Origin of the sequence: Vreelandella maris, assembly GCF_013371085.1 — a bacterium.
In the GTDB taxonomy this organism is placed as follows: Bacteria; Pseudomonadota; Gammaproteobacteria; order Pseudomonadales; family Halomonadaceae; genus Vreelandella; species Vreelandella maris.
Map to the genome: position 1 here is coordinate 1 of NZ_JABWCV010000004.1, position 24908 is coordinate 24908.

The 24908-nt window shown below is 52.9% G+C and carries 24 protein-coding genes and 1 tRNA gene; 11 read left to right on the forward strand and 14 right to left on the reverse strand.

Annotated elements, in window-relative coordinates:
• The first annotated feature begins 121 nt into the window (after positions 1 to 121).
• Positions 122 to 1078, forward strand: coding sequence for an MFS transporter (locus tag HUO07_RS03900; protein WP_176302465.1), 957 nt, complete (start codon positions 122 to 124; stop codon positions 1076 to 1078).
• Between the two features lie 93 nt (positions 1079 to 1171).
• On the forward strand, positions 1172 to 2149 hold the full coding sequence (locus HUO07_RS03905; protein ID WP_176302466.1) for an XdhC family protein: 978 nt from the start codon (positions 1172 to 1174) through the stop codon (positions 2147 to 2149).
• Between the two features lie 8 nt (positions 2150 to 2157).
• On the opposite strand, the gene HUO07_RS03910 is transcribed toward HUO07_RS03905, so the two are convergent.
• The 8 genes from HUO07_RS03910 to paoA form a co-directional block, all read right to left on the reverse strand.
• Entirely contained in the window at positions 2158 to 2856 is a 699-nt protein-coding gene (locus HUO07_RS03910) for a DUF4405 domain-containing protein (protein ID WP_176302467.1), read from the reverse strand.
• A gap of 15 nt (positions 2857 to 2871) precedes the next feature.
• The gene (locus tag HUO07_RS03915; protein WP_176302468.1) at positions 2872 to 3345 is read right to left on the reverse strand and encodes a cytochrome P460 family protein; all 474 of its coding nucleotides are present in this window, start codon (positions 3343 to 3345) and stop codon (positions 2872 to 2874) included.
• Positions 3346 to 3508: 163 nt separating this feature from the next.
• Complete coding sequence (locus HUO07_RS03920) at positions 3509 to 4570, reverse strand: alpha/beta hydrolase (protein WP_176302469.1); 1062 nt, start codon at positions 4568 to 4570, stop codon at positions 3509 to 3511.
• Between the two features lie 244 nt (positions 4571 to 4814).
• The gene (locus HUO07_RS03925; RefSeq protein ID WP_176302470.1) at positions 4815 to 5900 is read right to left on the reverse strand and encodes an alpha/beta hydrolase; all 1086 of its coding nucleotides are present in this window, start codon (positions 5898 to 5900) and stop codon (positions 4815 to 4817) included.
• A gap of 109 nt (positions 5901 to 6009) precedes the next feature.
• Positions 6010 to 7215, reverse strand: coding sequence for a (R)-mandelonitrile lyase (locus HUO07_RS03930; RefSeq protein ID WP_176302471.1), 1206 nt, complete (start codon positions 7213 to 7215; stop codon positions 6010 to 6012).
• Between the two features lie 101 nt (positions 7216 to 7316).
• Complete coding sequence (paoC, locus tag HUO07_RS03935) at positions 7317 to 9518, reverse strand: aldehyde oxidoreductase molybdenum-binding subunit PaoC (protein ID WP_176302472.1); 2202 nt, start codon at positions 9516 to 9518, stop codon at positions 7317 to 7319.
• Positions 9519 to 9521: 3 nt separating this feature from the next.
• On the reverse strand, positions 9522 to 10472 hold the full coding sequence (locus HUO07_RS03940; RefSeq protein WP_176302473.1) for an FAD binding domain-containing protein: 951 nt from the start codon (positions 10470 to 10472) through the stop codon (positions 9522 to 9524).
• Positions 10469 to 11131 (reverse strand): aldehyde dehydrogenase iron-sulfur subunit PaoA, encoded by a 663-nt coding sequence (gene paoA, locus HUO07_RS03945; RefSeq protein ID WP_176302474.1) that lies wholly within the window; start codon positions 11129 to 11131, stop codon positions 10469 to 10471. The genes HUO07_RS03940 and paoA overlap by 4 nt, the downstream gene beginning before the upstream one ends.
• 559 nt (positions 11132 to 11690) lie before the next feature.
• Here paoA and HUO07_RS03950 point away from each other — a divergent pair.
• From HUO07_RS03950 to HUO07_RS03960, 3 genes are read left to right on the forward strand one after another with little or no spacing between them, the layout of a single operon-like run.
• A complete protein-coding gene (locus tag HUO07_RS03950; RefSeq protein WP_176302475.1) occupies positions 11691 to 12095 on the forward strand; it encodes a (R)-mandelonitrile lyase in 405 nt (134 codons plus the stop codon).
• A 48-nt stretch (positions 12096 to 12143) separates the two neighbouring features.
• Positions 12144 to 12881 (forward strand): SDR family oxidoreductase, encoded by a 738-nt coding sequence (locus tag HUO07_RS03955; RefSeq protein WP_176302476.1) that lies wholly within the window; start codon positions 12144 to 12146, stop codon positions 12879 to 12881.
• A gap of 17 nt (positions 12882 to 12898) precedes the next feature.
• Entirely contained in the window at positions 12899 to 13789 is an 891-nt protein-coding gene (locus tag HUO07_RS03960; RefSeq protein ID WP_176302477.1) for an aldo/keto reductase, read from the forward strand.
• A gap of 77 nt (positions 13790 to 13866) precedes the next feature.
• Here the strand turns inward: HUO07_RS03960 and HUO07_RS22120 are convergent, their stop codons facing one another.
• From HUO07_RS22120 to HUO07_RS03975, 4 genes are all read right to left on the reverse strand, one after another.
• Positions 13867 to 14094 carry a BPSL0761 family protein gene (locus HUO07_RS22120; RefSeq protein WP_340162487.1) on the reverse strand — a complete coding sequence of 76 codons (228 nt, stop codon included), beginning with the start codon at positions 14092 to 14094 and terminating at the stop codon, positions 13867 to 13869.
• 76 nt (positions 14095 to 14170) lie between these two features.
• Entirely contained in the window at positions 14171 to 15124 is a 954-nt protein-coding gene (locus HUO07_RS03965; RefSeq protein ID WP_176302478.1) for a TraI domain-containing protein, read from the reverse strand.
• Positions 15111 to 16331: a tyrosine-type recombinase/integrase gene (locus HUO07_RS03970; RefSeq protein WP_176302479.1), complete on the reverse strand. Its 1221-nt coding sequence runs from the start codon at positions 16329 to 16331 to the stop codon at positions 15111 to 15113. The genes HUO07_RS03965 and HUO07_RS03970 overlap by 14 nt, the downstream gene beginning before the upstream one ends.
• A complete protein-coding gene (locus tag HUO07_RS03975) occupies positions 16324 to 16563 on the reverse strand; it encodes a hypothetical protein (RefSeq protein WP_022520247.1) in 240 nt (79 codons plus the stop codon). Before HUO07_RS03975 ends, HUO07_RS03970 begins: the two co-directional genes overlap by 8 nt.
• Before the next feature lie 104 nt (positions 16564 to 16667).
• Here HUO07_RS03975 and HUO07_RS03980 point away from each other — a divergent pair, with 104 nt between their 5' ends.
• Positions 16668 to 16940 (forward strand): helix-turn-helix domain-containing protein, encoded by a 273-nt coding sequence (locus tag HUO07_RS03980; protein ID WP_217908772.1) that lies wholly within the window; start codon positions 16668 to 16670, stop codon positions 16938 to 16940.
• Between the two features lie 192 nt (positions 16941 to 17132).
• Here the strand turns inward: HUO07_RS03980 and HUO07_RS03985 are convergent.
• Positions 17133 to 17209, reverse strand: a tRNA-Met gene (locus HUO07_RS03985).
• A gap of 270 nt (positions 17210 to 17479) precedes the next feature.
• Between HUO07_RS03985 and phbB the strand changes: the two genes are divergently transcribed.
• Positions 17480 to 18226 carry an acetoacetyl-CoA reductase gene (gene phbB, locus HUO07_RS03990; RefSeq protein WP_176302480.1) on the forward strand — a complete coding sequence of 249 codons (747 nt, stop codon included), beginning with the start codon at positions 17480 to 17482 and terminating at the stop codon, positions 18224 to 18226.
• A gap of 99 nt (positions 18227 to 18325) precedes the next feature.
• Here the strand turns inward: phbB and HUO07_RS03995 are convergent, their stop codons facing one another.
• Positions 18326 to 21142 carry a DUF349 domain-containing protein gene (locus HUO07_RS03995; RefSeq protein WP_176302481.1) on the reverse strand — a complete coding sequence of 939 codons (2817 nt, stop codon included), beginning with the start codon at positions 21140 to 21142 and terminating at the stop codon, positions 18326 to 18328.
• A gap of 194 nt (positions 21143 to 21336) precedes the next feature.
• Between HUO07_RS03995 and minC the strand changes: the two genes are divergently transcribed.
• From minC to sbcB, 4 genes are all read left to right on the forward strand, one after another.
• Positions 21337 to 22086, forward strand: coding sequence for a septum site-determining protein MinC (minC, locus tag HUO07_RS04000; protein ID WP_176302482.1), 750 nt, complete (start codon positions 21337 to 21339; stop codon positions 22084 to 22086).
• A 158-nt stretch (positions 22087 to 22244) separates the two neighbouring features.
• The gene (gene minD / locus HUO07_RS04005; protein WP_008958738.1) at positions 22245 to 23063 is read left to right on the forward strand and encodes a septum site-determining protein MinD; all 819 of its coding nucleotides are present in this window, start codon (positions 22245 to 22247) and stop codon (positions 23061 to 23063) included.
• Positions 23060 to 23317, forward strand: coding sequence for a cell division topological specificity factor MinE (gene minE / locus HUO07_RS04010; RefSeq protein ID WP_008958737.1), 258 nt, complete (start codon positions 23060 to 23062; stop codon positions 23315 to 23317). The genes minD and minE overlap by 4 nt, the downstream gene beginning before the upstream one ends.
• 75 nt (positions 23318 to 23392) lie before the next feature.
• Positions 23393 to 24886 (forward strand): exodeoxyribonuclease I, encoded by a 1494-nt coding sequence (gene sbcB / locus HUO07_RS04015; RefSeq protein WP_176302483.1) that lies wholly within the window; start codon positions 23393 to 23395, stop codon positions 24884 to 24886.
• Positions 24887 to 24908: the final 22 nt, after the last annotated feature.

Below are 24908 nucleotides of genomic sequence, written 5' to 3' on the forward strand. Positions count from 1 at the left end.
TTGAAGGAAAAGCGTCGGCTTAATACGCGTTACGACAAGCTGGCCAGTAGTTTCAAGGCCATGGTGACACTGGCTTGCATTGAGCAATGCATGAGAGCCAACTTTTCAGACAGAACCTAGCTTGGGGCTGGTACTAGGGGGTGTATTTGCTGATCAGCTCTCTTGGCGAGTGGGGTTTTTTATGAATGTTCCCATTGGCTTGGCTCTGATTACCATGGCAATGCGCGTATTGAGCGAGACCTCACGACAAAAAGGGGCTTTTGACGTGGTAGGCGCAGTCAGCTCTACCCTCGGTATGGGGGCATTGGTTTATGCCATTGTTCACTCCACTGAGGTGGGCTGGTTGGCAATGAGCACCTTGGGAGTGTTAGCCATCTCGATTGGGTTGCTTGCACTTTTTATTGTTACTGAACAGCGCGTAGCTCAGCCAATGCTACCCTTAAGGCTCTTCGCCAGTCGTGAAAGGGTCGGTGCCTATTTAGGGCGTCTACTGTTTCTTGGGGCGATGGTAAGTTTTTTCTTTTTTTCCACTCAGTTTATGCAGCTCGTGTTGGGCTTCTCGCCATTGCAAGCGGGTATTGGCTTCTTACCTATGACCATACCCACCTTTGTCGCTGCACTTTCGGTGCCTATATTGACACGCCGTTTTGGCAACGGTGGCGTGTTATGCCTTTCTTTAGTGCTACTCACTGTGGGTATGTTTTGGCTTTCGCTAGCCGATGAGAATGCCAGTTATTGGTCTGGAATAGCGTTGCCCATGTTATTGATTGGACTCGGAAACGGCTCAGCATTGGGCCCGCTGACCGTCGCCGGTGTTAGCCAAGTCCACTCTGACGATCAAGGTGCAGCTTCAGGCATGGTCAACGTGGCCCACCAAATGGGTGGAACACTGGGGCTTGGTATCTTGATCGCTTTTTTTGCCCATGCCAGCAATGCACCTTTAACGGGAATCACTCTGCTCAGCCATCAAATCTCAGTGGCTGTTTTGGGAGGCAGCATTATGGTGTGCCTAGCCCTATTGGTGGCGCTATTCATGATCGTGCCAGCATCAAACGCAGCAACGAGAGCATTTAGTTAATCAGCAGTTTAACTAAATGACGTTTAACACGATGGCTTCTAGGTTTTGATGCATTGGCTGCCTTCCCTTTTAGCCAGTTGATGCGAGGTGAAAATGCAGCATCTTGATCTAAAGGTTATCGAGCAGGCACTTGCTTGGGCACGTGACGGTGCCACCGTGTGGCTATGCACGGTGATGGCAACCTATGGCTCCTCCCCACGTCCACCGGGCGCTTTATTCGTTGTCAGTAGCGAGGGGCAGTATGTTGGGTCGCTGTCAGGTGGGTGTGTTGAGGAGGACTTTCTTGAACGGCTGGCCGCGGGTGAGTTTGACACACCAATGACCGCTCTTCGCTATGGTGAGGGCGGTGCTGAAGGCGCAGGCGTTGTCCTTCCTTGTGGGGGTATTCTCGATGTTCTTATTGAGCGACTGCCACCTGAGCAAGATGCTTTAGCTCACCTTGAAGTATTCCGTGACACCTTGCTAGGCCAAAAAGCATTGGCGCGGTGTATTGAACTTAACAGCAATGCGAGAAGCTTCGTTGTTGATGATGGCATTGGGCCGCGAGTGACCTGGGACGCGAATACCAATGTGGCGCACATCCGTTTAACACCAGCTACCCGTTTAATTATTGCGGGAATATCGCCTGTCTCCGAGGCCTGTGCTCAATTCGCGCTTGGGTTAGGGTATGAGGTGATTATCTGCGACCCGCGTGAGGAGGTGCTAGCTGGTTTTGATGTGCCAGGTGTGGAAGTGCGTGCCCAGCTTCCTTCTGTATTCATTGCATCGGGCGGTTGTCATGCCGCTACCGCTATCGTCGCGCTGACGCATGATCCTCGCATTGATGATCTAGCCATGATTGAAGCCGTGCGCACTCCTGCTTTTTATATCGGAGTCATGGGGTCACAACGAACTTCTCACGCTAGGGCAGAGCGGCTTCGTCGTTCAGGTGGGCTCAACGAAGCTGAAATAGCAAGTCTGCATATGCCCATAGGCCTGTCGTTAGGTAGCAAAACACCTGCCGAAATAGCCCTTGCTGTGATGGCTGATGTATTACGCGTTCAGCGGGGTAAAACGCGTAATAGCCTCTGAATGTGTCTCTAAAAATGGGGGATTGACCTACCTGCCTTGCGTTTGCGCCACTGCAACCCTTGTGACGAGTAATAGGACAAGAGCATGAAGAGTCCGGCGATCGCTATGCAGTGAATGAAAAAGCCTGCCACTGATTCTTCGAAGTTCCACCAGACGAGTGTCATTTGCATGGATAACTTACTCCCAAGCCCCAGTTCAAAAGAACTCCACACACCATGTGCCGCAATCATTATAGCTATTAATCGAAGTACGACAGTTCGCGTACGGCTATCGCGTTGAAGGCCCAAAGCGTTACGAGCGAGTCCCATGAGTAATGGCCAGCGTAACCCGAGATGGATAGCCACGATGACGAGTGCCCAATAAGCTGCCATCGTGTGTATTTGCATCACTGTAAAGCCGCCATAAGCTGACATGACACTAGATAAAGCATTAGAGATCAGTATGCTAGTGACGATCAGTACCAACATCACAACCATCAGTATGAACGTTACAACGGTGTTGAAAAGCTCACGTGATGCACGCCGTGCCTTAGGGGTCGTGCGATACCAACGCCGATTAAAAAAGTTGTGAATAATAAGGAGAAGAAACAGTGCAGTCCCAGCTACTTCATGGGCAAGATTACCAAGCCACCAATAAGAAAAGCCAAACAGCAGCAGACCTGCCGCAGTGAGGTCAAATATCAGCCTCATCAAAAAAATTGAACTCACGTGGTGCTCCTAACATTACTCGACAGGTGAACCATCAAATCGGGGTATCCGATAGCCAGTAAACAGGTAATCACTCGACGCCTGTCGACGGTGGCAAGATTGGCAGCGGGCTGTATTTTCATCGGTATTAATTGATCTATCTGGCCAAAACCATTGAAACTGCCAGTCGTCGGTTCTACGTGACGTATCGTAGTCATCACCAAAGCCTTCGCCTTTCTCCATGATAAAGTAGCGATAGAGTTCGCCATCTCGATGGTCAACGAGCACAAAATGCGTTCCGTAGGGTATGGAACGTCCTTCCTCTACGGCTTCCATGGCTTCGGGGGTGGTCATGATATGTTCCATCACATTGCCACGCCTTACGGTTGTGTAGTGCACCAACTCATCAAGATCAGGAAACTGGACACGGTTTTCCTCGGCCTGCAGTTGCCCGCTGGGTAAATAGAGAATTGAAGCAAACAAGGCAAAATAGGGGGCATACTTCTTCATTTCAGTACTCAATAAGGGATGAAGTCAGGAAGTTAATGTTCGCCTACACTTGGGTATCACTGGTTCCTATAAGCCGGTTTCGATGTGATGACTGCAACACCTTCATTGGCCATATGAGCGAGTCGGGCCACAGATAGCAGCCCGACCGTGATGCAATTCTCTATTACAATGTTCGGGCATAGAATTCAGTCAGTTCATCGACGGCGCTATCGACATATTCGGGAACCCAGTAGGTTTCGATATGTGTCGCACCATCAACTAGGAACAATTCCTTATTCTCTGTGCCGGTGGCCATGCTGAATGCATCCTCGGTCATGTAGAGGGTTTCGGCCTCGCTACCGGCGATCATTAAGAGCGGCTGGTCGATCAATTCGATCTGGTCAGTAGCGTCCCAGCGCATCAAATCTAGCAAACTGCTCTGAGTGTATCGGGCAGTCGAGTTCGGATGTGCATGGGTTCTACCGTAATAGATAGCCCCCTGGCTATAGAGCTCAAAGGGAAGCTCTGCAATCTGTTCGTCAGTCAGTTCAGTGAAACCTTCAGCTGCATACAGCACTTCTCCGCCAGCCGCTTGCTGGTCGCGAGCTTCCGAAGCCTCCTGCAGTCGCTCTTGGATCGTGTCCATTTGCGAATCCACATAGCCATTGCGACGAACGCGGCCCGAGTTGAACATACTGAGCGTTGCAACTGACTGGAAGCGTTTATCCGTTTTGGCGGCTGCCAATGAATATCCACCACCGCCACAGATGCCGAGTAAGGCTAAGCTTTGCTCATTGGCGCCCGGATATTGAGTGATGAAATCCGCCATGCCATGGATGTCTTCAATGCGGTTTGTGGGCGTGTCCACATTGCGCGGCTCGCCACCACTCTCACCCTGATAGGCCGCGTCCGCGGCAATGGTGATGTAGCCCTGTTCCGCTAGGCGTTGTGCATACAAACCTGCCACTTGTTCTTTTATCCCGCCATTTGGGTGTGCCACTACTACCGTTGGATAGCTCTGTTCTGGATCATAACCAGCGGGGGTGTAGACGTTAGCTGCAATATCTACCCCATTGAGTTCATAGCTGACCGGGTGAATATTGACCTCGCCATTTACGTTTTCAGTAATCGCGTCCTCGTAGGTCAAGGTAAATGGATTGTCTTGGTAATCCGCCGCCCAAGCACCGCTCGCAGTGATACCGGTCATTGCCGCCATGACTGCAGCCTGTAATACAGTGTGTTTCATATAGTTCTCCAGATGATTAAACAAACGATACCCAGAGCGCACTATTGGTGATGAGCGCGCTTTTAATAGCAGCGTAAGGGAGTTGACTGATGAGAATAAGTCCAATATCTGGGATGAGCTGATGAGGTGAAATCATGAATACTTCGAGCAGCATTGCTGTCGGCTGCAGGGAGAACAGGACTTCCTTGTCCTGTTGCGATATTAATGCCGATGCCGATATTAACTAGCGTTGAGTTGGCAAGCGTTAATCCAATCCTTTCTCGGCCAGAAACTCAGAAACCTGATCCGCAATTTCGACGTTGTTCAGATCCGAGAAGGGGAAGTGGGTATTACCCTCAATGCCAATCTCAGGCAGGTGAACGAGTGTAACGTCGCCCCCATGTTCGTTGACGGCATCTCTCCACTCACGCGCCATCTCTAGTCTTACCCGCCAAGCGTCTTGGGTGGGGATATCGGTGGGCTCTGCAGGAATATTGTCGCCATAAAAAATAATAATGGGGATCTCGGTTAATTTTTCGAAATCTTCCATTGGAATCGCTACCCCTTCCAGCGTATCGAAGGAGCTTTCTTTAGGAGCAGGTACTTCACCTTCTGGGAAGACAAAGTTACTGCCTGGCTCAAAGGCAACGATGGCTTCGATATCATCATTCTTGATGGCTGCAGACCATCCCATGCCGCCACTGTGAGAGTGTGTAAACAGGATGCCTTGGCCAATCTCGTCAAACAGGGCTGAGACGGCGTCGGACATGATGTCAATATCGAATGGACCGGTATCGGGTGTCATGGAACGGAAGTACTGATCGAGCGTCTCCTCATCGGTCGGGAACTGTACGCCTTCGAAATAATCTGGCCAGACGCCCACGCGAAACTGCCCAAACCAAAACTGCTCATCAGGGGTGGGGTTGATTTCGGTACCGACCGTGCTGCGTCCAGCGTTACCACGACGCGGTTGGTCAATTACATAAACCGGGTATTGGCGACGAAGAAAGATATTTTGGAAACCCTCACGCCCATCCGGGGTGGACTCCCATGTCTTGGAGAATTGCCCAAAGCCGTGCCACATAACGATAGGCAGTTGCCGAGCTTCGTCTGGAATCTGGTAAAACGTATAAAGGTGGTCTCCTCGAAAGGTTTGACCATCAGGTTGAGTAGGGTTCAGTGGGTCAAACTCTCCTGGCTCAGTTGTTATGGTACCACCCACGGTGAAACTGCCTTGCTCCTGGATCACCAGAGGTTCTTGAGTATCAGGTTCGGCCGCGAGGCTAAACGGTGAACTCAAAGCACTGACAATAAAGGCAGCCGTTAATGGCGTTGTCCATCTAGATTTCATACAAGCCGACTCCTTAGAACGTTGTTATCTGTATAACTCCTCCAGCGCTTGATGGAGGAGCTTTTGATGGGATTATTCGTGCGATGGCTGAGTCAATCCGATCACCTATTTAGACGTTGCACTTACTCTCAGCGCTCTCTCCTTGTGCATACTCTTCGTCAGTGACGAGTTCCATCCACGTCACCGAGGTGCCATCCTGCGCTTCTGATACGGCAAGGTGAGTCATCGCTTCAGACGCAGAAGCACCATGCCAGTGAGGCGTATTCGGTGGTATGACAACGATGTCGCCGGGCTTAACCTCTTGGACAGTTTCGCCTTCACTTTGCACCCAGCCGCATCCGTCGGTGATATAAAGCGTTTGACCGAGAGGGTGGGTGTGCCAAGCCGTTCGTGCGCTCGCCTCAAAGCTCACTACGCCTCCCCCGAGGCGGGCGGGTTGGGGGGCAGAAAAGCGTTGGCTAACCTCAGCTACTCCCGTGAAATTATCCTCACCGCCTGTCGTGGTTTCTGCATTCGTGCTGGGCACAACCGTAATGTTGGCTGACGTCTCGGCTTTCTCACGCGCCGACAATACTTCTTCAAGCACCGGGACTGCGGAGACCGCGTTTGGCCATCCAGAATAGTAAGCGAGGTGGTGAATTGCTTCCTTCGCTTCAGCTGGTGTTAGCCCATTATCCAGCGCTCGGTTGAGGTAGGCGGGGAGTTGTTCGGCCTTACCGGTAGCGGCTAGGGACGCGATAGTCACCAAGCTACGGTCTCGGGTGCTGAGCGTGGGTCGACGCCATAAATCGTCAAACAGTACCTCATTGGTCGCCTTTGCGAGTTGTGGCACTGTCGCAGTGATGCCATCCGACATGTCACGCTGACGCGCCGCTTCGGCCTCAGAGTTAAGTTCCAGTGGTGTGCCATCGGCCTCTACTGGCATCTCAATACCTTGATCCTGAAAGACCTCGTGCATCTCATAGACAGCGGCGATGGCATAGGGCCAACCAGCGTAGAAAGCCAGATGGGTGGCGATTTCGCCGATTTCAGCGGGGGTGAGGCCATTTTCCAGGCCGATGCGTGTATGACTACCTACCGGCCCGGTTTGCCCCATGGAAATCAGAGCGGACAGCACGACGAGGCTACGATCTCGGGGGGCGAGGGCCTCGCCGGGCCAGACGCGCCCGAACAAGACGTCATCCGTGTATTGGCCTAGACCAGGCGCTACTTCGTAGACCTCGTCCGGCGCGATACGGCCTGAATCAGACTCTTGTGCCTCGGCGTGAGAAAGCGCGGCGAAGGAAAATAGGAGTGGAAAAGCAAACTTCATCATACGGCGACATCCTTTGCATTAAGGGTTGTTATATACACGGATTTCATACTGCTCAGAATTGTGCTTGGAAGCTAACGAGGCTTCCGGGATTGCTAAATGTTTCAGGCGATTTCCGGTAGACGGTCTAGGAACTTATCGAGTGTTATGGGGTAGTCGCGGACTCGCGCACCGGTAGCGTTATAGACCGCGTTGGCGACAGCTGCGCTGACCCCACAAATACCGAGTTCGCCGACCCCTTTGGCCTTCAGGGGTGTCGAATAGGGGTCTTCGCCTTCAAGGAAGATTACCTGCTGTTCGGGGATGTCGGCATGCACCGGCACCTCATAGCCAGCGAGGTCATGGTTGACGAAGAAGCCATGTCGGGTATCCACCGCCAGCGATTCCATCAGAGCTGCACCCACGCCCATGGTCATCGCTCCTATCACCTGGCTACGGGCGGTCATGGGGTTAAGAATGCGCCCTGCATCACAGACCGCCAGCATTCGTCGGACGCGGATTTCACCCGTCGTCGCGTGGACGGCCACTTCGACAAAATGCGCGCCAAACGTGGCCAGTTGATACTCTTCACTTCGAAAATCGCCAAATTCAATACTGTCTTCAGCCGTAATAGAGCCAGCAGATGCGAGCTCGCTGAGCGCTGTTTGCTGATCGTTATAGCGAACATAACCTTCTGAAAATTCAAGTGCCTCAGGATCAACAGCTAAACGCTCTGCAATTTTTTTGCGTAACGCTAAACAGGCGGCATAGACCCCTGCCGTCGAGCTTGCCGCACCCCATTGGCCGCCTGAGCCAGCAGAAACAGGATGTCGAGAATCCCCTAAATCAACGTTAACCACCTCCAACGATACGCCCATCATTTCTGCCGCCGTCTGAGCGATGATGGTGTACGAACCGGTGCCAATGTCCGTCATGTCCGTTTCCACCCGTATAGAGCCATCGGGTCTTACACTGACACGCGCCCCTGAGGTTTCTGCAGGGGCATCGCGATAGGCGCCTGCCACACCATGCCCAATTAACCACGCCCCTTCACGTCGCGAGCCTGGGGCTTTGTTGCGAGATGCCCAATTGAAGACTTCGGCGCCGCGCTGTAAGCACTCAATAAAGTGACGCTCCGAAAACTGACGTTCAGGATGACTAGGGTCGACCTGCGTATCGTTAATAATCCGAAACTCGACAGGATCCATACCTAGCTTCTCAGCCATTTCATCCATCGCAATTTCTAGCGCCATCAGGCCTGCTGTTTCGCCGGGTGCGCGCATCGCATTGCTTTCTGGAAGATGAATTTCCAGCGCTCGATTAATGAGAAGCCGGTTTTCACCTGCATAAAAACGGCGAGTGGCCCTGGCGCCGTTTTCACCATCACCACCGGGAAGCGTGTTGGTGGCGTTATCGTGCCCGATCGCGGTGATTTTTCCCTCTTGGGAGGCTCCAATGCGTATTCTCTGGATCGTCAAACCGCGATGGGTCGTGTTATTTGCGGACATTGGCCTAGGGAGCGCGAGCTTAACCGCACGCCCGACCTTTCTAGCAGCAAGCGCAGCCATCACCGCATCGGCGCGTAAAAATAGCTTCACCCCGAAACCACCGCCTATATAAGGCGAATCGAGACGAAAGTTTTCGGCGGGCAAATCAAACGTGGTAGCGAGTGCTTGACGGCTCCACTCAATCATCTGATTCGATGTCCAGAGGGTCAGATGATCTCCATCCCATTGGGCAATGGTCGCGTGTGGCTCCATTTGGGCATGGCATTGCCCTGGGGTGGTATAGGTGGCATCAAGTGTCACCTCAGCTGACGCATAGGCGCTTTCGAAGTCGCCAATATTATCAATGGGTTCTACGTCATCACTTAACCGCTCTTGCCGTACGGCAGCTAGGTCGTAGGTGGCATCTTGGTCTTCCTCATACTCGACGCGAATCAAGGCAGCTGCGGCGCGGGCTTCTTCGAAACTGTTAGCAACCACCACGGCAATTGCCTGGTGATAATGCTGAATCTCGCGTCCGCCGAAGAGATACGCCACATTCCAGTCGACCTTGGGAAGGCGCTCCATTTCCAAGGTGGTGACAATGCCCACAACCCCCGGTGAGGCTTGCGCTTCATCAATATCCATCGAGACGATACGGCCTTTTGCGATGGCCGAGCCAACGGGGTAGCCGACGAGCTGATCTTTCGCCACACCATGACGCTCGTAGGCGTAGGGCGCCATACCGGTGGTTTTGAGAGGGCCGTCGATCCGACGTAATGGTTGCCCAAGCACTTTCATGCGATCGGACACGTTCTGTTCAGCGGGACTGTCGAAACGCATGGCTTACCCCCTGGCTTCGGCGAGCACGGCGGTAAGCGTACGCTCAGCCAATGTCACCTTAAATTTGTTATCTTCAGTGGGTGTCGCACCCTCCAAAAGACGTGATATGACGGCTCGGGCACCGTTTGGCATGGCGGCCTCGGCGGCCTCATTTCGCCACGGTTTGGGGGCCACGCCACCCAGTGCGATGCGACCGGAGCCATCCGGCTGAATCACAGCGGCAACCGATACTAAAGCGAAGGCGTAGGATGCACGATCACGTACCTTGTGGTAGAAGTGCTGCCCGCCAAGTGGCCTGGGAAGGACAACGGCGGTGATGAACTCGTCTGGTGCGAGTACTGTCTCGATATGCGGGGTGTTGCCAGGAAGAAGGTGAAAGTCAGCGAGGGGAATGGCGCGAGTGTCGCCCTCGGCATTCACTGTCTCCACCACTGCATCGAGCACACGCATGGCGATTGCCATGTCACTTGGGTGAGTAGCGATACATACTTCGCTGCCGCCGATGATCGCGAGTTGACGGCTGTAGCCTCCTTGCGCGGCGCAACCCGTTCCTGGGGCGCGCTTGTTGCAAGCCATGTTGGTGTCGTAGAAATAGGGACAGCGTGTGCGTTGCAGCAGGTTACCACCCGTCGTTGCCTTGTTGCGTAGCTGGCCCGATGCCCCCGCGACGAGCGCACGACTCAGGACACCATAGTCACGGCGCACGCGTTGGTCGGCGGCAAGATCAGTATTGCGTACTAGCGCGCCAATGCGCAGGCCTCCCTCTGCCGTCGCTTCGATGGTATCGAGCCCTAGTCCGTTCACATCGATGAGATGCGAGGGTGTCTCGATTTCCAGCTTCATCAGATCAAGAAGGTTTGTCCCGCCAGCGATGAACTGGGCTCCTTCCTGCGCGGCCGCTGCTGCGGCTGCTTCTTGGGGCGATCCTGCTCGTTCGTAGCTAAATGCTCTCATGCCTTCTCCTCCGCGACGTGCTCTATGGCATCAAGAATGTTCGCGTAGGCGCCGCAGCGGCAGAGGTTACCGCTCATACGTTCGCGTATCTCAGCGGACGTGATTTGTATCTCTCCGGTGATATCTTCAGTCACATGGCTTGGGATGCCAGCCCGGATTTCTTCGAGTGTTGCCTTCGCCGAGCAGATTTGACCAGGGGTGCAGTAACCACACTGATAGCCGTCATGTTCAATAAAGGCGACCTGCATCGGGTCAAGACCCTCTGGTGTGCCAAGCCCCTCAATCGTTGTGATTTCATCACCCTCATGCATTACCGCAAGGGACAAACACGAGTTAATACGCCGACCATTGACCATAACGGTGCAGGCTCCGCATTGGCCATGGTCGCAGCCTTTTTTCGTGCCGCTTAGTTGCAGGCTTTCGCGCAGTGCATCAAGAAGGGTGAGGCGATTATCGGCAGTTAACTTCCGGGCCTCGCCATTCACAGTGAAACCGACCTCTGTCATTGCTGAGGCTGGAATAGTGGTTACTGAAGAAGCTTGCCCCGTATTTTTTCCCTGGGCGAAGGAAAATTTAGGCAAGGCAAGAGAGGCTGTGGTCGTGGCGCTCCCGATCAACAGGTTGCGCCTGGTGATTTCGAAGTCGCTTAGCTTTGACATGGGGCATCCCTATCGCTAGCAAGTCGGCATGAAAGTCGATCCAAATGACATGGTGTCTTTGGGAAATGAGTTCATAACGTTCATTTGTCTTCAGCTACCAACTTAGCTAAACCAAATCCATTCAACTATCGCTAAAATCCGGATGAGCTTATGTGCTCAATTCATTAATCAGATGATGGCTTTGGGTTTCTATGCGGTTAGGCAAGTTGGATATTCCTTGAAAGCTTCGCTACGAGTTCAATCAGTTAACGGTGATAAAGCCATTAGGGCGTATGCCCAGTAGCAGTAGGGTTGCCAAATAGCTTAAACCGTTATGGAGAACATATCTTCCATACAGCTAGTAAGGTGCGTCATAAGCGTCACCCTTGATGGGGCAAATGGACGAGAAGGAGGGGTAGGTTGGTTTGTGGATTAATGAATTTTAGACATAAGACCAAGTCATTATAAGCCTCTAATCATATCCATGTGAGTGTCCTAAACTGTGAGACACGCTACTCCCTCTTGACCTCGCTGTCTGTTCCAGGCTCGTCAAAACACTCCAATGACCAAAGGTATTCTCATGGATATCCAGCGCAACGCCTCCAAGTCATCTGCCCAAGGCCCCGAAGAATATTTCACTGGGGCAGTGCGTATTGATTCGCCTTTCCAAGCCCCTGAACCAGCTAAAACCGGCGGAGCTATCGTCACTTTCGAACCTGGAGCCCGAACGGCTTGGCATACCCATCCACTAGGGCAAACATTGATTATTACGGCCGGGCTGGGTTGGGCTCAGCGGGAAGGTGAGCCAAAACAAGAACTACGCCCAGGCGACGTGGTGTGGTTTGGACCAGACGAGAAGCATTGGCATGGCGCCACTGATAGCAACGCTATGACGCATATCGCGATTGCTGAATCGGAGAATGGTTCGCCCGTCACTTGGATGGAAAAAGTAGCGGATGAGGATTATCTCAGCAGCGTTTCTTAAGCAAAGAACCAACTAGAGTCATTACTTTATTTAGAAGGAGAACTCACAATGGAAGGTATCAAGGATAAAGTCGTTGTCATCACAGGGGCTAGCAGTGGTCTTGGCGAAGCGACCGCACGCCGATTGGTGAATGGGGGCGCAAAGGTAGTGCTCGGCGCGCGTCGTATGGAGCGTTTACAGTCGCTGGCCCAGGAGCTCGGCCTGGATGAGCAGGCGGTGGTTAAGACCGATGTCACCCAGCGGGATCAGGTGGAAGCGCTGGTAGAGCGCGCCATCCAGCTGCATGGTCGTATCGATGTCATGCTCAATAATGCCGGTGTGATGCCGCATTCGCCTTTAGAGCGCCTGAAGGTCGAAGAGTGGGATCAAATGATCGACGTCAATATCAAGGGTGTGCTGTATGGCATCGCGGCAGCAATGCCGCATATGACCGCCCAAAAGAATGGGCAGATCATCAACGTTTCATCGGTCGCTGGCCATAAGGTTGGCCCTGGCAGTGCTGTTTACGCGGCCACTAAGCATGCCGTTCGTGTCATCTCCGAAGGACTGCGCCAAGAGGTCAAACCTTACAATATCCGTTCGACGATTATCTCGCCTGGCGCTGTCGATACAGAACTACCGAATAGTATCTCGGAAAATGACGTGTCCGAGGCGATCCATGATTTCTATGAACAGTATGCGATACCCGCCGACTCGTTCGCACGCTCAGTGGAATTCGCCATGAGCCAGCCCGAGGACGTGGATATTAACGAGATTCTATTCCGGCCGACCAGCCAAGTGCTATAAAGAAGATAGGAAATGCTATGACCATACCCCTTCTTACCTTGAACAATGGTGTTGAGATGCCTGCCTTCGGACTGGGCGTTTATCGCTCTCGTCCTGAGGAAACTACCGGCGCAGTGTTGTCTGCGTTTGAGGCGGGCTATCGCCATGTCGATACTGCCGCCGCTTACATGAATGAACAGCAGGTGGGTGAAGCGTTCCGATCAAGCGGTCTCGCTCGCTCAGACGTGTTCATCGAGTCCAAGCTCTGGCTCTCAGATTATACCTATGACGGTGCGATGCATGGGTTCGAACGTTCGCTACGCAAGCTGGACATGGAACACATCGATCTCTATCTGCTACATCAGCCAGCTCCGACAGAATTCGAACGAACCTTGGGGGCATGGAAGGCGCTCTGTGAGATTGTGAAAAGTGGCCGTGCTCGTGCAGTTGGTGTGTCGAACTTCAACGAAGAAGAGCTTAAGCGCATCATTGATGAGACCGGCGTGGTTCCTGCGGTAAACCAAGTGGAGCTGCATCCGTTTTTCACTCAGAAGAAACTGAGTCAATTTCACCAGGAGCAGGGCATTCTGACTCAGGCATGGTCGCCCAGTGGCGGCGTTAATCGTTACTTCACTGAAGACCCTAAGCCGGAAGACGACCCGCTGACGCATCCCACAATAATACGGATTGCAGACCAGCACGGTAAATCACCGGCCCAAGTGATTCTGCGCTGGCATATCGAATGGGGCCATTCAGTGATCCCCAAGTCGGTACACACTGAACGGATCAGAGAGAATTTCGATATCTTCGATTTTTCGCTTTCCACCGAAGAGGTCGCTTTGATCGACGCACTTGATACTGGGCGCCGTGGCGGGCCAGACCCCAAATCGCTCAGTACTAAAACGGTAAATTTTTCTATACCAGAGTGATGCCGTCGTTTAGATAGAAGATAAGAACCGAGCTTTGCTCGGTTCGACGTCACCCCCTGATTGAGTAGCGCTACACTTTAGAGTCTCTCAATCGCAGAGCTGAAAATAGGCTGGAATATAGTCCCATCAGTAAGGTGCTCTTCCAGTTGGCCAGCGTCTAGCATCTCTATCTGTGACGGGTAATGCCTTAATAGCTGCTTTGCTTGCCTGCGGGTGGTTTCTGGAAAGTTAGTGTTACGGCTTAGCTCGATCAGGAATTCTCGGGTCTGGATGACCGAACGTGTGCGTTCACTTGGCATGGTCATAAAAAAGTTCTCCAATAGCTTGGTAAAGCCGACGCACAAAAAGCTGACGGCTCCGGTCGAAAAGTATAAGTGTGCTTCAGTGTGATGCCGCTGCAGATAACTGAGGCTGCCAAAAAAGGTTTTGCCCGAGTCGGCCAAATCCCTTGTTAGTTTGACGGCGAAAAGCTCGCTGTTGGTTATCGGCCATCGCGCTTTGCCCATCCGCGTCACGAATATAACGGGCCAACGTCATTGCTGCGGGTTGTCCGTAACGAGCGCTTGGCGAAGCACATGTCCACAAATGGCGAAGTGTCATCGCAATGTCGGGTTCATGTGCATCCAAGTATGTAAGCCCGTAGGCACAAGCCTCTAGCGTAAACACGTCATGGCTACAGAGCTTCCAGGCGGCATTTGGCTTGCCCTTGGAGTCATAAGTATATGTCTTACCAATATCGTGCAATAGTCCTCCCACGAAACAGGCTTCCTGCATGAGTCGAGGCATGGTCGGCTCGTTAAGGCGCAGCATAGCCACTGAGTGGTTGGCAACTTCCAGCGAGTGCTTTAGCAAACCACCTGGATACGCATGGTGATAATTGACGCTGGCCGGCGCATTCAAAAAAGCTTCAAGACGATCCTTCCGTTCCAGTACCCGTGTCAAAAACACTCGAAGGCAGTCTGATCGAAGCGACTGTACGGTCGCGACTAACTTGTCGAATACCTCTGGCATCGGGGAGTACACCCGTGGCAACGATTGCAGGGTATCCATAGAGGTCACTTCATCCCGGGACGCCCTGCGGAACTCATCGAGAATGAATTGGCCTGATAAACACTTCACGCCGGAGGCGGTAACAAAATCCAGATGGCCGATGCGCTCAGGTACTGTTGTTTTGCTCAAGTTGAGCATCGCGATTTGATCCCCCACGCAATCGCTTAGCCGCAGCCTTAAGAAAGGCGTTTTCGCGTTGTCGAACTCCACCACGCGCCCAGTAAGGCGATAAGTGCCCGTGAAGGTACGAGACAGGTGAGTAGGGGCGTTATCAAGCCGTTTCATGATGCTGCTCCTTCTGGGGCTTAGTGGGCGTGGTGTTGCCTAACAAACGCTCAAAGGCAGAGCCATCCATACGGGTGGCATTGGGGACGTAACGCGAATAAACCTTGAACAGCATTTCGGTGGAACTGTGACCCAGCATGCGCGCTACCCATTCTGGGTTTTCACCAGAAGCCAAAAAGAGTGTCGCGGCAGTATGGCGTGTTTGATAAGGACGGCGTTTGGTCAGCCCAAGAGACTTGAGCAAGGGATACCACACGCGCTTCGTCACATTATTGTGATCAAGTGGCTGCCCCAACTGATTGCAGAACACGTACTTACTCATATGCCCAGTGGCGGCGTACTGCGTTTTGAGAGCGTCGTGCACCTGCCCGAACATGGGTATTTCTCGTTGCGACCCATCGGTCTTGGTGTATTCCGTTTCACCATTTATCAATGTTTCGCGTACTAAGATTTCCCGCTTAGCAAAATCAATATTTTTCCACTTCAACCCATCGACCTCACCGGTGCGCATGCCGGTAAAGAAGCGCACCGTGTAATAGTTGCAATAGTCTGCGCGGACGTTATCGATGATGCGTTGCACCTCATGTAGCGAAAACGGCTCGATGTGCGTCTTCTGGAGCTTTAACGGCTTAATATTTTTGTACGGCGTCTCGAAATCGAACCGCTCGGCCGCTTCATCGAGCACCATACGCAAAATGGACATATGGCTGTTGATCGTTTTAGGCGATACCAATCCAGTGGCACCACGGCCCCTGCGCTTGGCTAGTTTGGTGCGGAACGCAAGGATGTCAGCCTTGGTGATATCTCCGACGTGTTTTTTCCCAAACGCTGGCTTCAACGAGCTATCCAAGATCGAACTCACATTGCGGACGTGGGAAGCACGCCACTGGATTTTGCTCTCGTCGAACCACTGATTAGAAAAATCATTAAAGAGCGGTGTGTCTAAATCGCTGACAACTTGAAGTTTAGCTGTATTGGTAGGCTGACAAGTCTTCAATTTCTGCAAGTTGCTGCTATTAGGAAAGAATTCTGCATAATTGAATTCGCCGAGCAGCATTTTTGCTTCCATGCGCTGTAAAAGCTGCTCCAACTGCTTACGATTTTTTGCGTTGTCGTCTAGAAGCGTTTGTTCACGAAAACGTTGCCCGTCATACCTGAAGTCGATAAAAAGCTTTTTGCTCTCTTGGCGGACGCGAACCTTACCCATGGCATACGCCTCCGTTCGCCATTGGAATGGCGATTGCTTGCTCACGAGGGGTCGCTTTCAGCATTTCTTCCTGAATAGTTTCCCAGATATAAAGGATTTTCCGACGCCCAAAGGGGCGGATATAATGAGTGCCTTCAATGAGCACACTATCTTTGAGTTGCTGGCGGATAGTACGCGCATCGTACTTGATAAGTGATGCTAGCTCTTCTGTTGTCAAAAAAGTGCAGGCCATGAGACTATCTCCTTGATCAAGTGATCATTTGATAATATTTTTAATCGTTCGGTTATAAATATAAACGATCAAATGATTATTTCAACACCTTTTTGATAACTTTAATGATCATATTGGACAAAGAGATGATTCGGTATCACTTAAAAGAGCTGATTGCGGAGAAAGAATTTGAAGAACGGCGCAGGATTACGATAGGCGAGATAGCAAAAGAAACGGGTATTAATCGGATGACGTTGTCTAAGATCATCAACCATCCAGGGCATAGTACGGTGACGGATAACCTAGATAAGCTCTGCGACTACTTTGATTGTGAGATCGAGCAGCTGGTAACTCATATCAAGGAGGCTAAAGATAGATCTACGCCATTGTCCGACTAAGAACGTAGTATGGAAATTAATGGTGAGGTAGGAATTTGCCGTCAGGTGCCTGAAGGTCATGCAAATTTTTGATCTTCAGGGGCAATGAAAATATTGGGCACGGTGTGGGCACAATATGGGCACAGAGGAATTTGAAAAGGCGGGCAACAAAAAAGGCAGACCAGTAAATAACTGATCTGCCTTTCAAAATATTGGTAGCGGGGACCGGATTTGAACCGATGACCTTCGGGTTATGAGCCCGACGAGCTACCAGACTGCTCCACCCCGCATCAACGTGTGGCGTATTCTACAGAGATTTCTCATGAAGTCAATAAGGGGATTAACACGTTCGGCTTATGGCAGTAGCGAGCATCCTGCTGCAACATAAAAGGAGTGCAGCTATGCTTAGGTAGCTATAACAAAAAGCTTACGTTGGTGCATTGCTCAAGCCAGTAATGCACTAGGGTAATACAAGCGCAACCGCGCTTATTCACAATGGCTTGTGATACAAACTATATGCTTTTAGACCCAAGCCGTTTGTCATTTCAGGGAGGTAGTCAATGGCCAATCAAGCCCCCGTCGCCTGGGTAACTGGTGGAACTGGTGGTATCGGTACGGCAATTTGTCGTTCGTTGGCAGATGCGGGATATTTGGTCGTCGCGGGTTACCACAACCCCGATAAGGCCAAAACCTGGCTAGAAACACAACGTGCTGACGGCTATAACAATATCGAATTGTCTGGTGTCGACCTTTCTGACCACAACGCCTGCCTGGAAGGTGCCCGCGAAATTCATGACAAGTATGGCCCCATCAGTGTGTTAGTGAACTGTGCGGGGATTACCCGTGATGGCACCCTGAAGAAAATGTCTTACGAGCAGTGGTACGAAGTGCTCGATACCAACCTCAACAGTGTTTTTAATACCTGCCGTAGTGTTATTGAGATGATGCTTGAGAATGGCTATGGCCGGATCATCAATATTTCATCCATCAATGGCCGTAAGGGGCAGTTTGGTCAGGTGAACTACGCGGCAGCGAAAGCCGGCATGCACGGCTTGACCATGTCGCTGGCACAGGAAACGGCGACCAAGGGGATTACGGTTAATACTGTATCGCCTGGTTATATCGCTACCGATATGATCATGAATATTCCAGAAAAAGTGCGCGAAGCCATTCGGGAAACAATCCCAGTGAAGCGCTATGGCAAGCCAGAAGAGATTGGCCGCTTGGTCACTTTCTTAGCCGACAAGGAATCAGGATTTATTACCGGTGCTAACATCGATATCAACGGCGGTCAGTTTATGGGCTAGTGGTTCGCCATCGGCTGATAAACACTAGCTCCTTTACTCAGAGGAGAACGCAAACGGGAGGCGCTCAGCCTCCCGTTGTTATTGATATTTCGTCATTTGTTAAGGCAGGGGAATTCTTGCCAAGCGGCTTAGCAGGTTATCCAGCTCTTCTACTTCTTCAGCCCATAGTGCGGCAGGCATCGGTCCCAGTGCCAAAAGCGCGGCTAGAATGTCGGTGACTTCTTCATCACGACTGCGCTCCTGGCTGAAACCCTCGTTCAAGCGTTCTACCTGGATGGCTAGCCGCAGCGGCTCATCGCTTTGCCGCACGCTACCAACGGCCAACATAGAGAGATGTACCCTCAAGCGGGCGAGAGACTCCGCCAGCTTGGCATAGTCATTATCAGATAATGGCACCGCTACACGATGGCGCTGCTGATTGCGGATGGCGTGTGCCTCTTTAAAGGCCGCCGGAAGGGAGGCGCTGAGTAACGCTTGCACATCTACCTCGTTGGGAGTTCCGTCGCTCAGGTAATTCTGGTCGGCGGCCAAGTGAGCATTCACTAGCGGCATAATCGCGTGCCACTGCTGAACCGTATTGACGACGGCGAGCCGATTTAAGCGTTCGCGACGTGCCCGCACAATGCCGCTCATGCGTCGCTGCATGCCTTCGCTGCGACGATTGCGTGGCAGCGGCTCGAGCTGGTTGGCCTGGTTTAGAAAGTTATCCAATGTGGCGGCTTCGCTGGCCTCAATGGGCTGCCAGCTATCCATTTGATCGATGAGCGTTTGCATCTCATCAAGCTGCTGTTGTTGGCGTGCCGCTTGCTCATTTTTATGCGCATCGCGCTGGGCAAAAAGCTGGTCGCACTCATGCCGAAAGGTTTGCCACAACGTTTGCTCTTCGCCTTTGGGGGCTCGCCCGAGCGCTCGCCACTGCTGTTGTAGCTGCTTGGTGTGGTGAATGCGTTGTGCCAACGGTTGGCTGTCATCACTGCGCAGTGCAGTTACCTGACTGATCAGCTCCCGTTTCTGTGAGGCAATCGTGTCGGCGCGCTGATCAATTAGCGCCTGTAGCTGATGACGAATAGTGCCAAAGCGGCGACCAACGGCTTCTGAGCGGTCACGGGGCACTGGGCTGTAGTGACGCCATTGGTGGCGTGCCTTGTCGCGAATTTGCCGCAGTACATCGGGGTCGGCGTTTTCAGCTGGCTGGGCCAGCAAGCTTTCGAGTTGATCGCATAGCGCTTCGCGGGCTTGAAGGTTGATCTCGCGCTCTTTGCTAAGCTGATCCCGCCAAGGAGCGAGGCGCTCATGAATACGGTCCGAGGCGCTGCGAAAACGAGCAGACTGTTCGCGGTTGGCCGCTGCATCACCTAGTGATTTCCACTCTTTAACCAACTGACGATGGTGACGGTCAAGCGCTTCTTCCGCCATATGCTGATCGTTGGCTAGCGCTTCAATGCTGACGCAGAGCTGCTCACGCTTTGGTCCGGCGACAAATCCACGCCAATCGCGTAACTCCGCTAGCCGTGCTGCTAAGTGCTTCAAGCGAGTTTTGAGCGGTTGAGCGGCAGCGCTTTCTAGCCCTTCGATACGAGGTTTAAGCCGCTGGTGAAGACGGCTGGCACTTTTGAAGGCGCCACGTTCTAGCAAGTGTTCAAAGGAGTTGAGTTCGCCCGCATAGGTCGTGAGTGTGGCTTGATCTTCCGCCGGAGGCGATGGGGCGGTAGTTTCGTCGCTAAGTACCGCATGGGCACGGCCCAGTAGCGCGGGGGGCGTTAACGTGTCGGGCCATTGGCACTCGCTAACCTGTGCCGCCAAGGTGGCGTGGTCACCATTAGCCAGCGCTGTTTCCATATTGGCGCTAACCACGCACCAGCGTTGCCAAGCTTCCAGGCATTGATCGTAGTGTTGAATCGCTACTGTATAACGCTGGCGTATAGCGTCGCTCGGCGGATGCATATCGGAAAGCGTTTGCCAGCGCTGGCCGAGTAGCTGGCGCTGAGCGCGCAGGCTGTCTATGTCCTGTACGGTCATGGCAGACGCGTGACGTAGGCCGTCGAGGGTTTCTTCAATTCCTTCAAGTAACTGTTCGCGCGTGTTTTCGGCTTCGTCGCGGCGCTCTGCGCTCTGTTGGCGAGCCTGCTCTTGAGTCTCATGATCGTGCAGTGTTTTGCGGCAATTGAGCAGCGCCTGGTGAAAACGCCGCTCCTGCTCAATGCTTGGCGGTTGAGTGAGTTGTTCCCATTGCCGTTCAAGATGCCGGAAACGGCCGCCGTAAAGTGGCTCCCACGGCGCGCGGGCATGCTGTTCAAGTTGGCTAAGCAGCGTTTCACGCTGCTGTGCTTCAGCTTCTAGCCACTGTGCATCGCTACGTAAGCGGTTAAGGCGTTCCCGCGCTAAACGAACCACTTGGCGGTCACGACGTGCTTCTTTCAATAAGCGTTTGAGTCCCTCTTCATCCTCAATGCGCTCAGCAGCCTGGTGACGAACCGCGGCCACGCCGTTATGGCAGGCCTGATGTATCAGGTCGTTCTCATCAGTAAGCTTGCTCAATGCCATTAAGCGTAATGTTAGATTGTCGGCCTGTAAGGCCACTGCGTTTAACGCTCGCGGCTCTTCAACAAGCTCAACCAGCGCTTGACGCTGCTGCAGGTCGGTATGGCCTTCACGGCCGCTTAGCCGTTGGCAAACCGCATTGAACCAGGCTTCATTTTGCTGATGATGCGGATAAGCATCGACTAAGCCTGCGCAGTCATCCAGCGCCAGTAGCGCAGCAAGGCGTATCTGGCTATCGGGATCTTGAGAGAGCGACTGCAGCGCTTGGCGCTGTTCTGATTGTTCAGGGTCGAGTCGCTGGAGGGCCTGACGACGTACTTCGGGGTCGGGATGCTGCCACCGAGGTGCGAACAGGCGTCTTAACAGTCCGTGCATGGATCATCCTGCTGGTGCGTAGCGTGAAAAAAATCGTTAGTCAGCAATGCGGCGGTTGCAGTCACCGGCGCTGTCGCTTAGCTTGGCCTTACTATCTTGTAATAAGCATGGTGTGGTAAGCGACTATTTTCTAGACCACAATGCATGATAGTACGCTACCTTTATCTTATCTGAACATGACAGGGAGTTCGGCCATGAGCCTTAACGTGGATAGTGCCGCAGTGGCCTTTACCTTCAAAGGCGGCATGCTGCCGATGACCGTCATGGAGCTAAGTAGCGCTGACCCGGAACGAATCCGGCAGCAGTTGGCTGGCAAACTTTCCCAATCGCCTGCTTTCTTTCAGCATACACCGGTTGTGCTCAGCGTGGAAAAGCTAGATGAACCGCACTTAGCTCTGGAACGTATTTGCGCCGTGTGCCGCGACCATAAGTTGTTGCCGGTAGCAGTGCGCGGTGGCGCTGAGCCTGTGCGTCAGTCGGCTTGGGCGCTGGGGCTGGGTTGGTTCCCGCCAGTCGAAGAGGGGCGCCCGCGAGTACTCGAAAGCGTTAATAGCTCTCCCATGCAGGAAGTCAGCCGTGAAGAGGCTCCCATAAGCGACGTAGACACTCAGGCACTTGCCACTCGCCTATACCGTGGTACCGTTCGCTCGGGGCAGCAGGTTAGTGCTTCTGAGGGGGATTTGGTCGTGATTGGTGCGGTAAATGCAGGGGCAGAAGTGCTAGCAGCTGGCAGTATTCATGTTTACGGCGCGCTGCGTGGCCGTGCTCTCGCGGGTATCCATGGCAACACTCAGGCGGGGATTTACTGCCGTGAGCTGGAAGCCGAGTTGCTGTCAGTGGCAGGCAATTACAAACGTTCGGAAGATATTGATGCACAGCTTCTGGGGCGTCCCACAGAAGTTCACTTTACAAAAGAACAGCTTGAAATTAAGCCATTAGGCTAATGTATTGGTATGAGGCTGCGTTGGTGTTTCATGACTAGCGACGCCGAAGACGCTATCCGTTACAGTATGGCTTGTTGATGACATTGACGTTCCCGTTATGCGCAGAGCGGCATAATGACTCGCGCTCGCGAAGAACGACTTCAAGAAGGAAGTGACTCTTGGCCAAGATAATTGTAGTGACCTCTGGTAAAGGAGGGGTCGGCAAAACCACCAGTGCGGCGGCAATTTCCACAGGGCTTGCGCTGCGCGGTAAAAAAACCGTCGTCATCGATTTTGATGTAGGTCTGCGTAATCTTGATCTCATCATGGGCTGTGAACGGCGTGTGGTATATGACTTAGTCAACGTGATTCAAGGCGAAGCGGGGCTTAATCAAGCGCTGATTCGTGATAAGCGCGTCGAAAATTTGTTTATTTTGCCGGCTTCTCAAACCCGCGATAAAGATGCCCTGACCCAGGAAGGCGTCGCGGAAATTCTCGAGAAGTTGAAAGAAGACTTCGATTATATTCTTTGTGATTCACCCGCTGGTATTGAGCGTGGTGCTCAGCTGGCGATGTATTTTGCCGATGAAGCCATTGTGGTTACCAACCCTGAAGTATCGTCAGTGCGTGATTCTGACCGTATTTTAGGGCTGCTGGCCTCTAAAACCCGGCGTGCGGAGCAGGGCGAAGACCCTATCAAGGAGCACTTGCTGGTCACCCGTTATAACCCGGAACGCGTCACCTCCGGTGACATGCTGACGCTGGACGATATTCGCGAAATCCTGGCGATCAACCTGCTGGGCTTGATTCCTGAGTCAGAAGCCGTACTGCGCGCTTCCAACCAGGGCGTGCCAGTGACTCATGATATTGCGAGTGACGCGGGCCAAGCCTATAGCGACACCGTATCGCGCCTGCTCGGTGAAGACATGCCGCTGCGTTTCCACGAAATGCAACGTAAAAGCCTGCTGAGCCGCATGTTCGGGGGAGGTCGTCGATGAAACTGCTGGAGTTCTTGAAGCGTGAGCGCAGGAAATCCGCCTCGGTAGCCAAAGAACGTTTGCAAATTATTGTGGCGCATCAGCGCAGTCAGCGCGGCCAGCCCGACTATATGCCGCTGCTTGAGCGCGAACTGCTTGAGGTGATTCGCCGTTACGTGCATGTAGATGACGATGCCATTCAGATTTCATTGGATAGCGAAGACAACTGCTCCGTGCTGGAGCTAAACGTTACGCTTCCCAAGAGCGGATCTTAAGAGCGTAAGACGCGGCGAAAGGGGTAGCGGGTGTGCTACGCTTGGGCTTTTCATTGCCCAGCGGAGTGTTTGTTCATGGCGCCACCCAATGCTGCCCCTGCCAGTTTTCTCTGGCATGACTATGAAACCTTCGGGGCTGACCCGCGTCGCGATCGGCCTGCCCAGTTTGCAGCCCTGCGCACTGATGCCGAATTGAACGAGATCGGCGAGCCGATTGAGCTTTACTGCAAACCGGCCGATGACTATTTACCACACCCCGCTGCCTGTTTGATCACCGGTATTACCCCTCAAAAAGCGCAACGCCATGGCCTGCCTGAAGCAGAGTTCGCGGGCGAGATCCAGCGCCATATGAGTGAACCGGGCACCTGTGTGGCGGGCTACAACAGCCTGCGCTTTGATGACGAAGTGTCCCGCCACCTGTTTTACCGCAATCTGCTCGACCCTTATTCCCGTGAGTGGCAAAACGGCAATTCCCGCTGGGATTTGATTGATGTGGTGCGTGCTTTTTATGCGTTGCGCCCTGCGGGCATTGAGTGGCCGCTGCGCGAAGATGGCGCGCCCAGTTTTAAACTTGAGCACTTAACGGCAGCGAATGGTATTGCCCATGAAGGGGCTCATGACGCAGTGGCCGATGTGCGCGCAACAATCGCCTTGGCGCGTCTTCTCAAAGCACGCAATGCGAAACTGTTTGATTACTTGCTCGGCCTGCGCGGTAAGCGCGCGGTGGCTAAGCAGCTCGACTTGCCCAATGCCAAACCGCTGCTACATATTTCCCGTCGTTATCCTGCTAGCCGTGGCTGCAGCGCCTTGGTGATGCCGTTGGCTGAACACCCGACCAACCCCAACGGGGTCATCGTTTACGACTTAAGCGTTGATCCTAGCGATATGCTCAGTATGTCGGTAGAACAGATTCGTGACCGTGTGTTTGTTAGCCAGCAAGATTTGGCAGAAGGCGATGTACGCATTCCGCTGAAAGTGATTCATATCAACCGCTGCCCGGTGGTCTTTCCTGCCAGTGCCTTAAAAGATGTCGATGGGCCGCAAAAGGGTGAGTATGGCTCTATCGTTGAACGTTTAGGCTTGGATGTGACTGCCTGTCGGCAGCATTGGAAAACCCTGCGTGATGCCAGCGGCGTGGCTGAAAAGGTCGCAGAGGTATTTAACGCTGGCTATGAAGATGCGCCACAAGACCCGGATCTAATGCTCTATTCAGGCAGCTTCTTTTCCGCCGCTGACCGCCAGCAAATGGAGCGTGTGCGTGAAATGGAGCCGTGGGACTTGGTGGGGCAGCGTTTTGCATTTCAGGATCCACGCTTGGAAGAAATGCTGTTTCGCTTTCGTGCGCGCAGTTACCCCGACACCTTGGAAGGCGAGGAGCGTGAGCAGTGGGATGCGTATCGCTGGATGCGCATTAATGACCCTGCGCTAGCGGGTTTTACGTTAAAGGCGTTTGCGCGGGAGATCGCTCAGTACAATCAGCAAACGCTCACTGATCGCGAGCGGCAGATTCTGGAAGAACTAGTCATGTTCGTGGAAGCTATGATGCCGGCTCAGGCGTTTGATGCCTGAGCCGCTATCAATAACGAGTCGT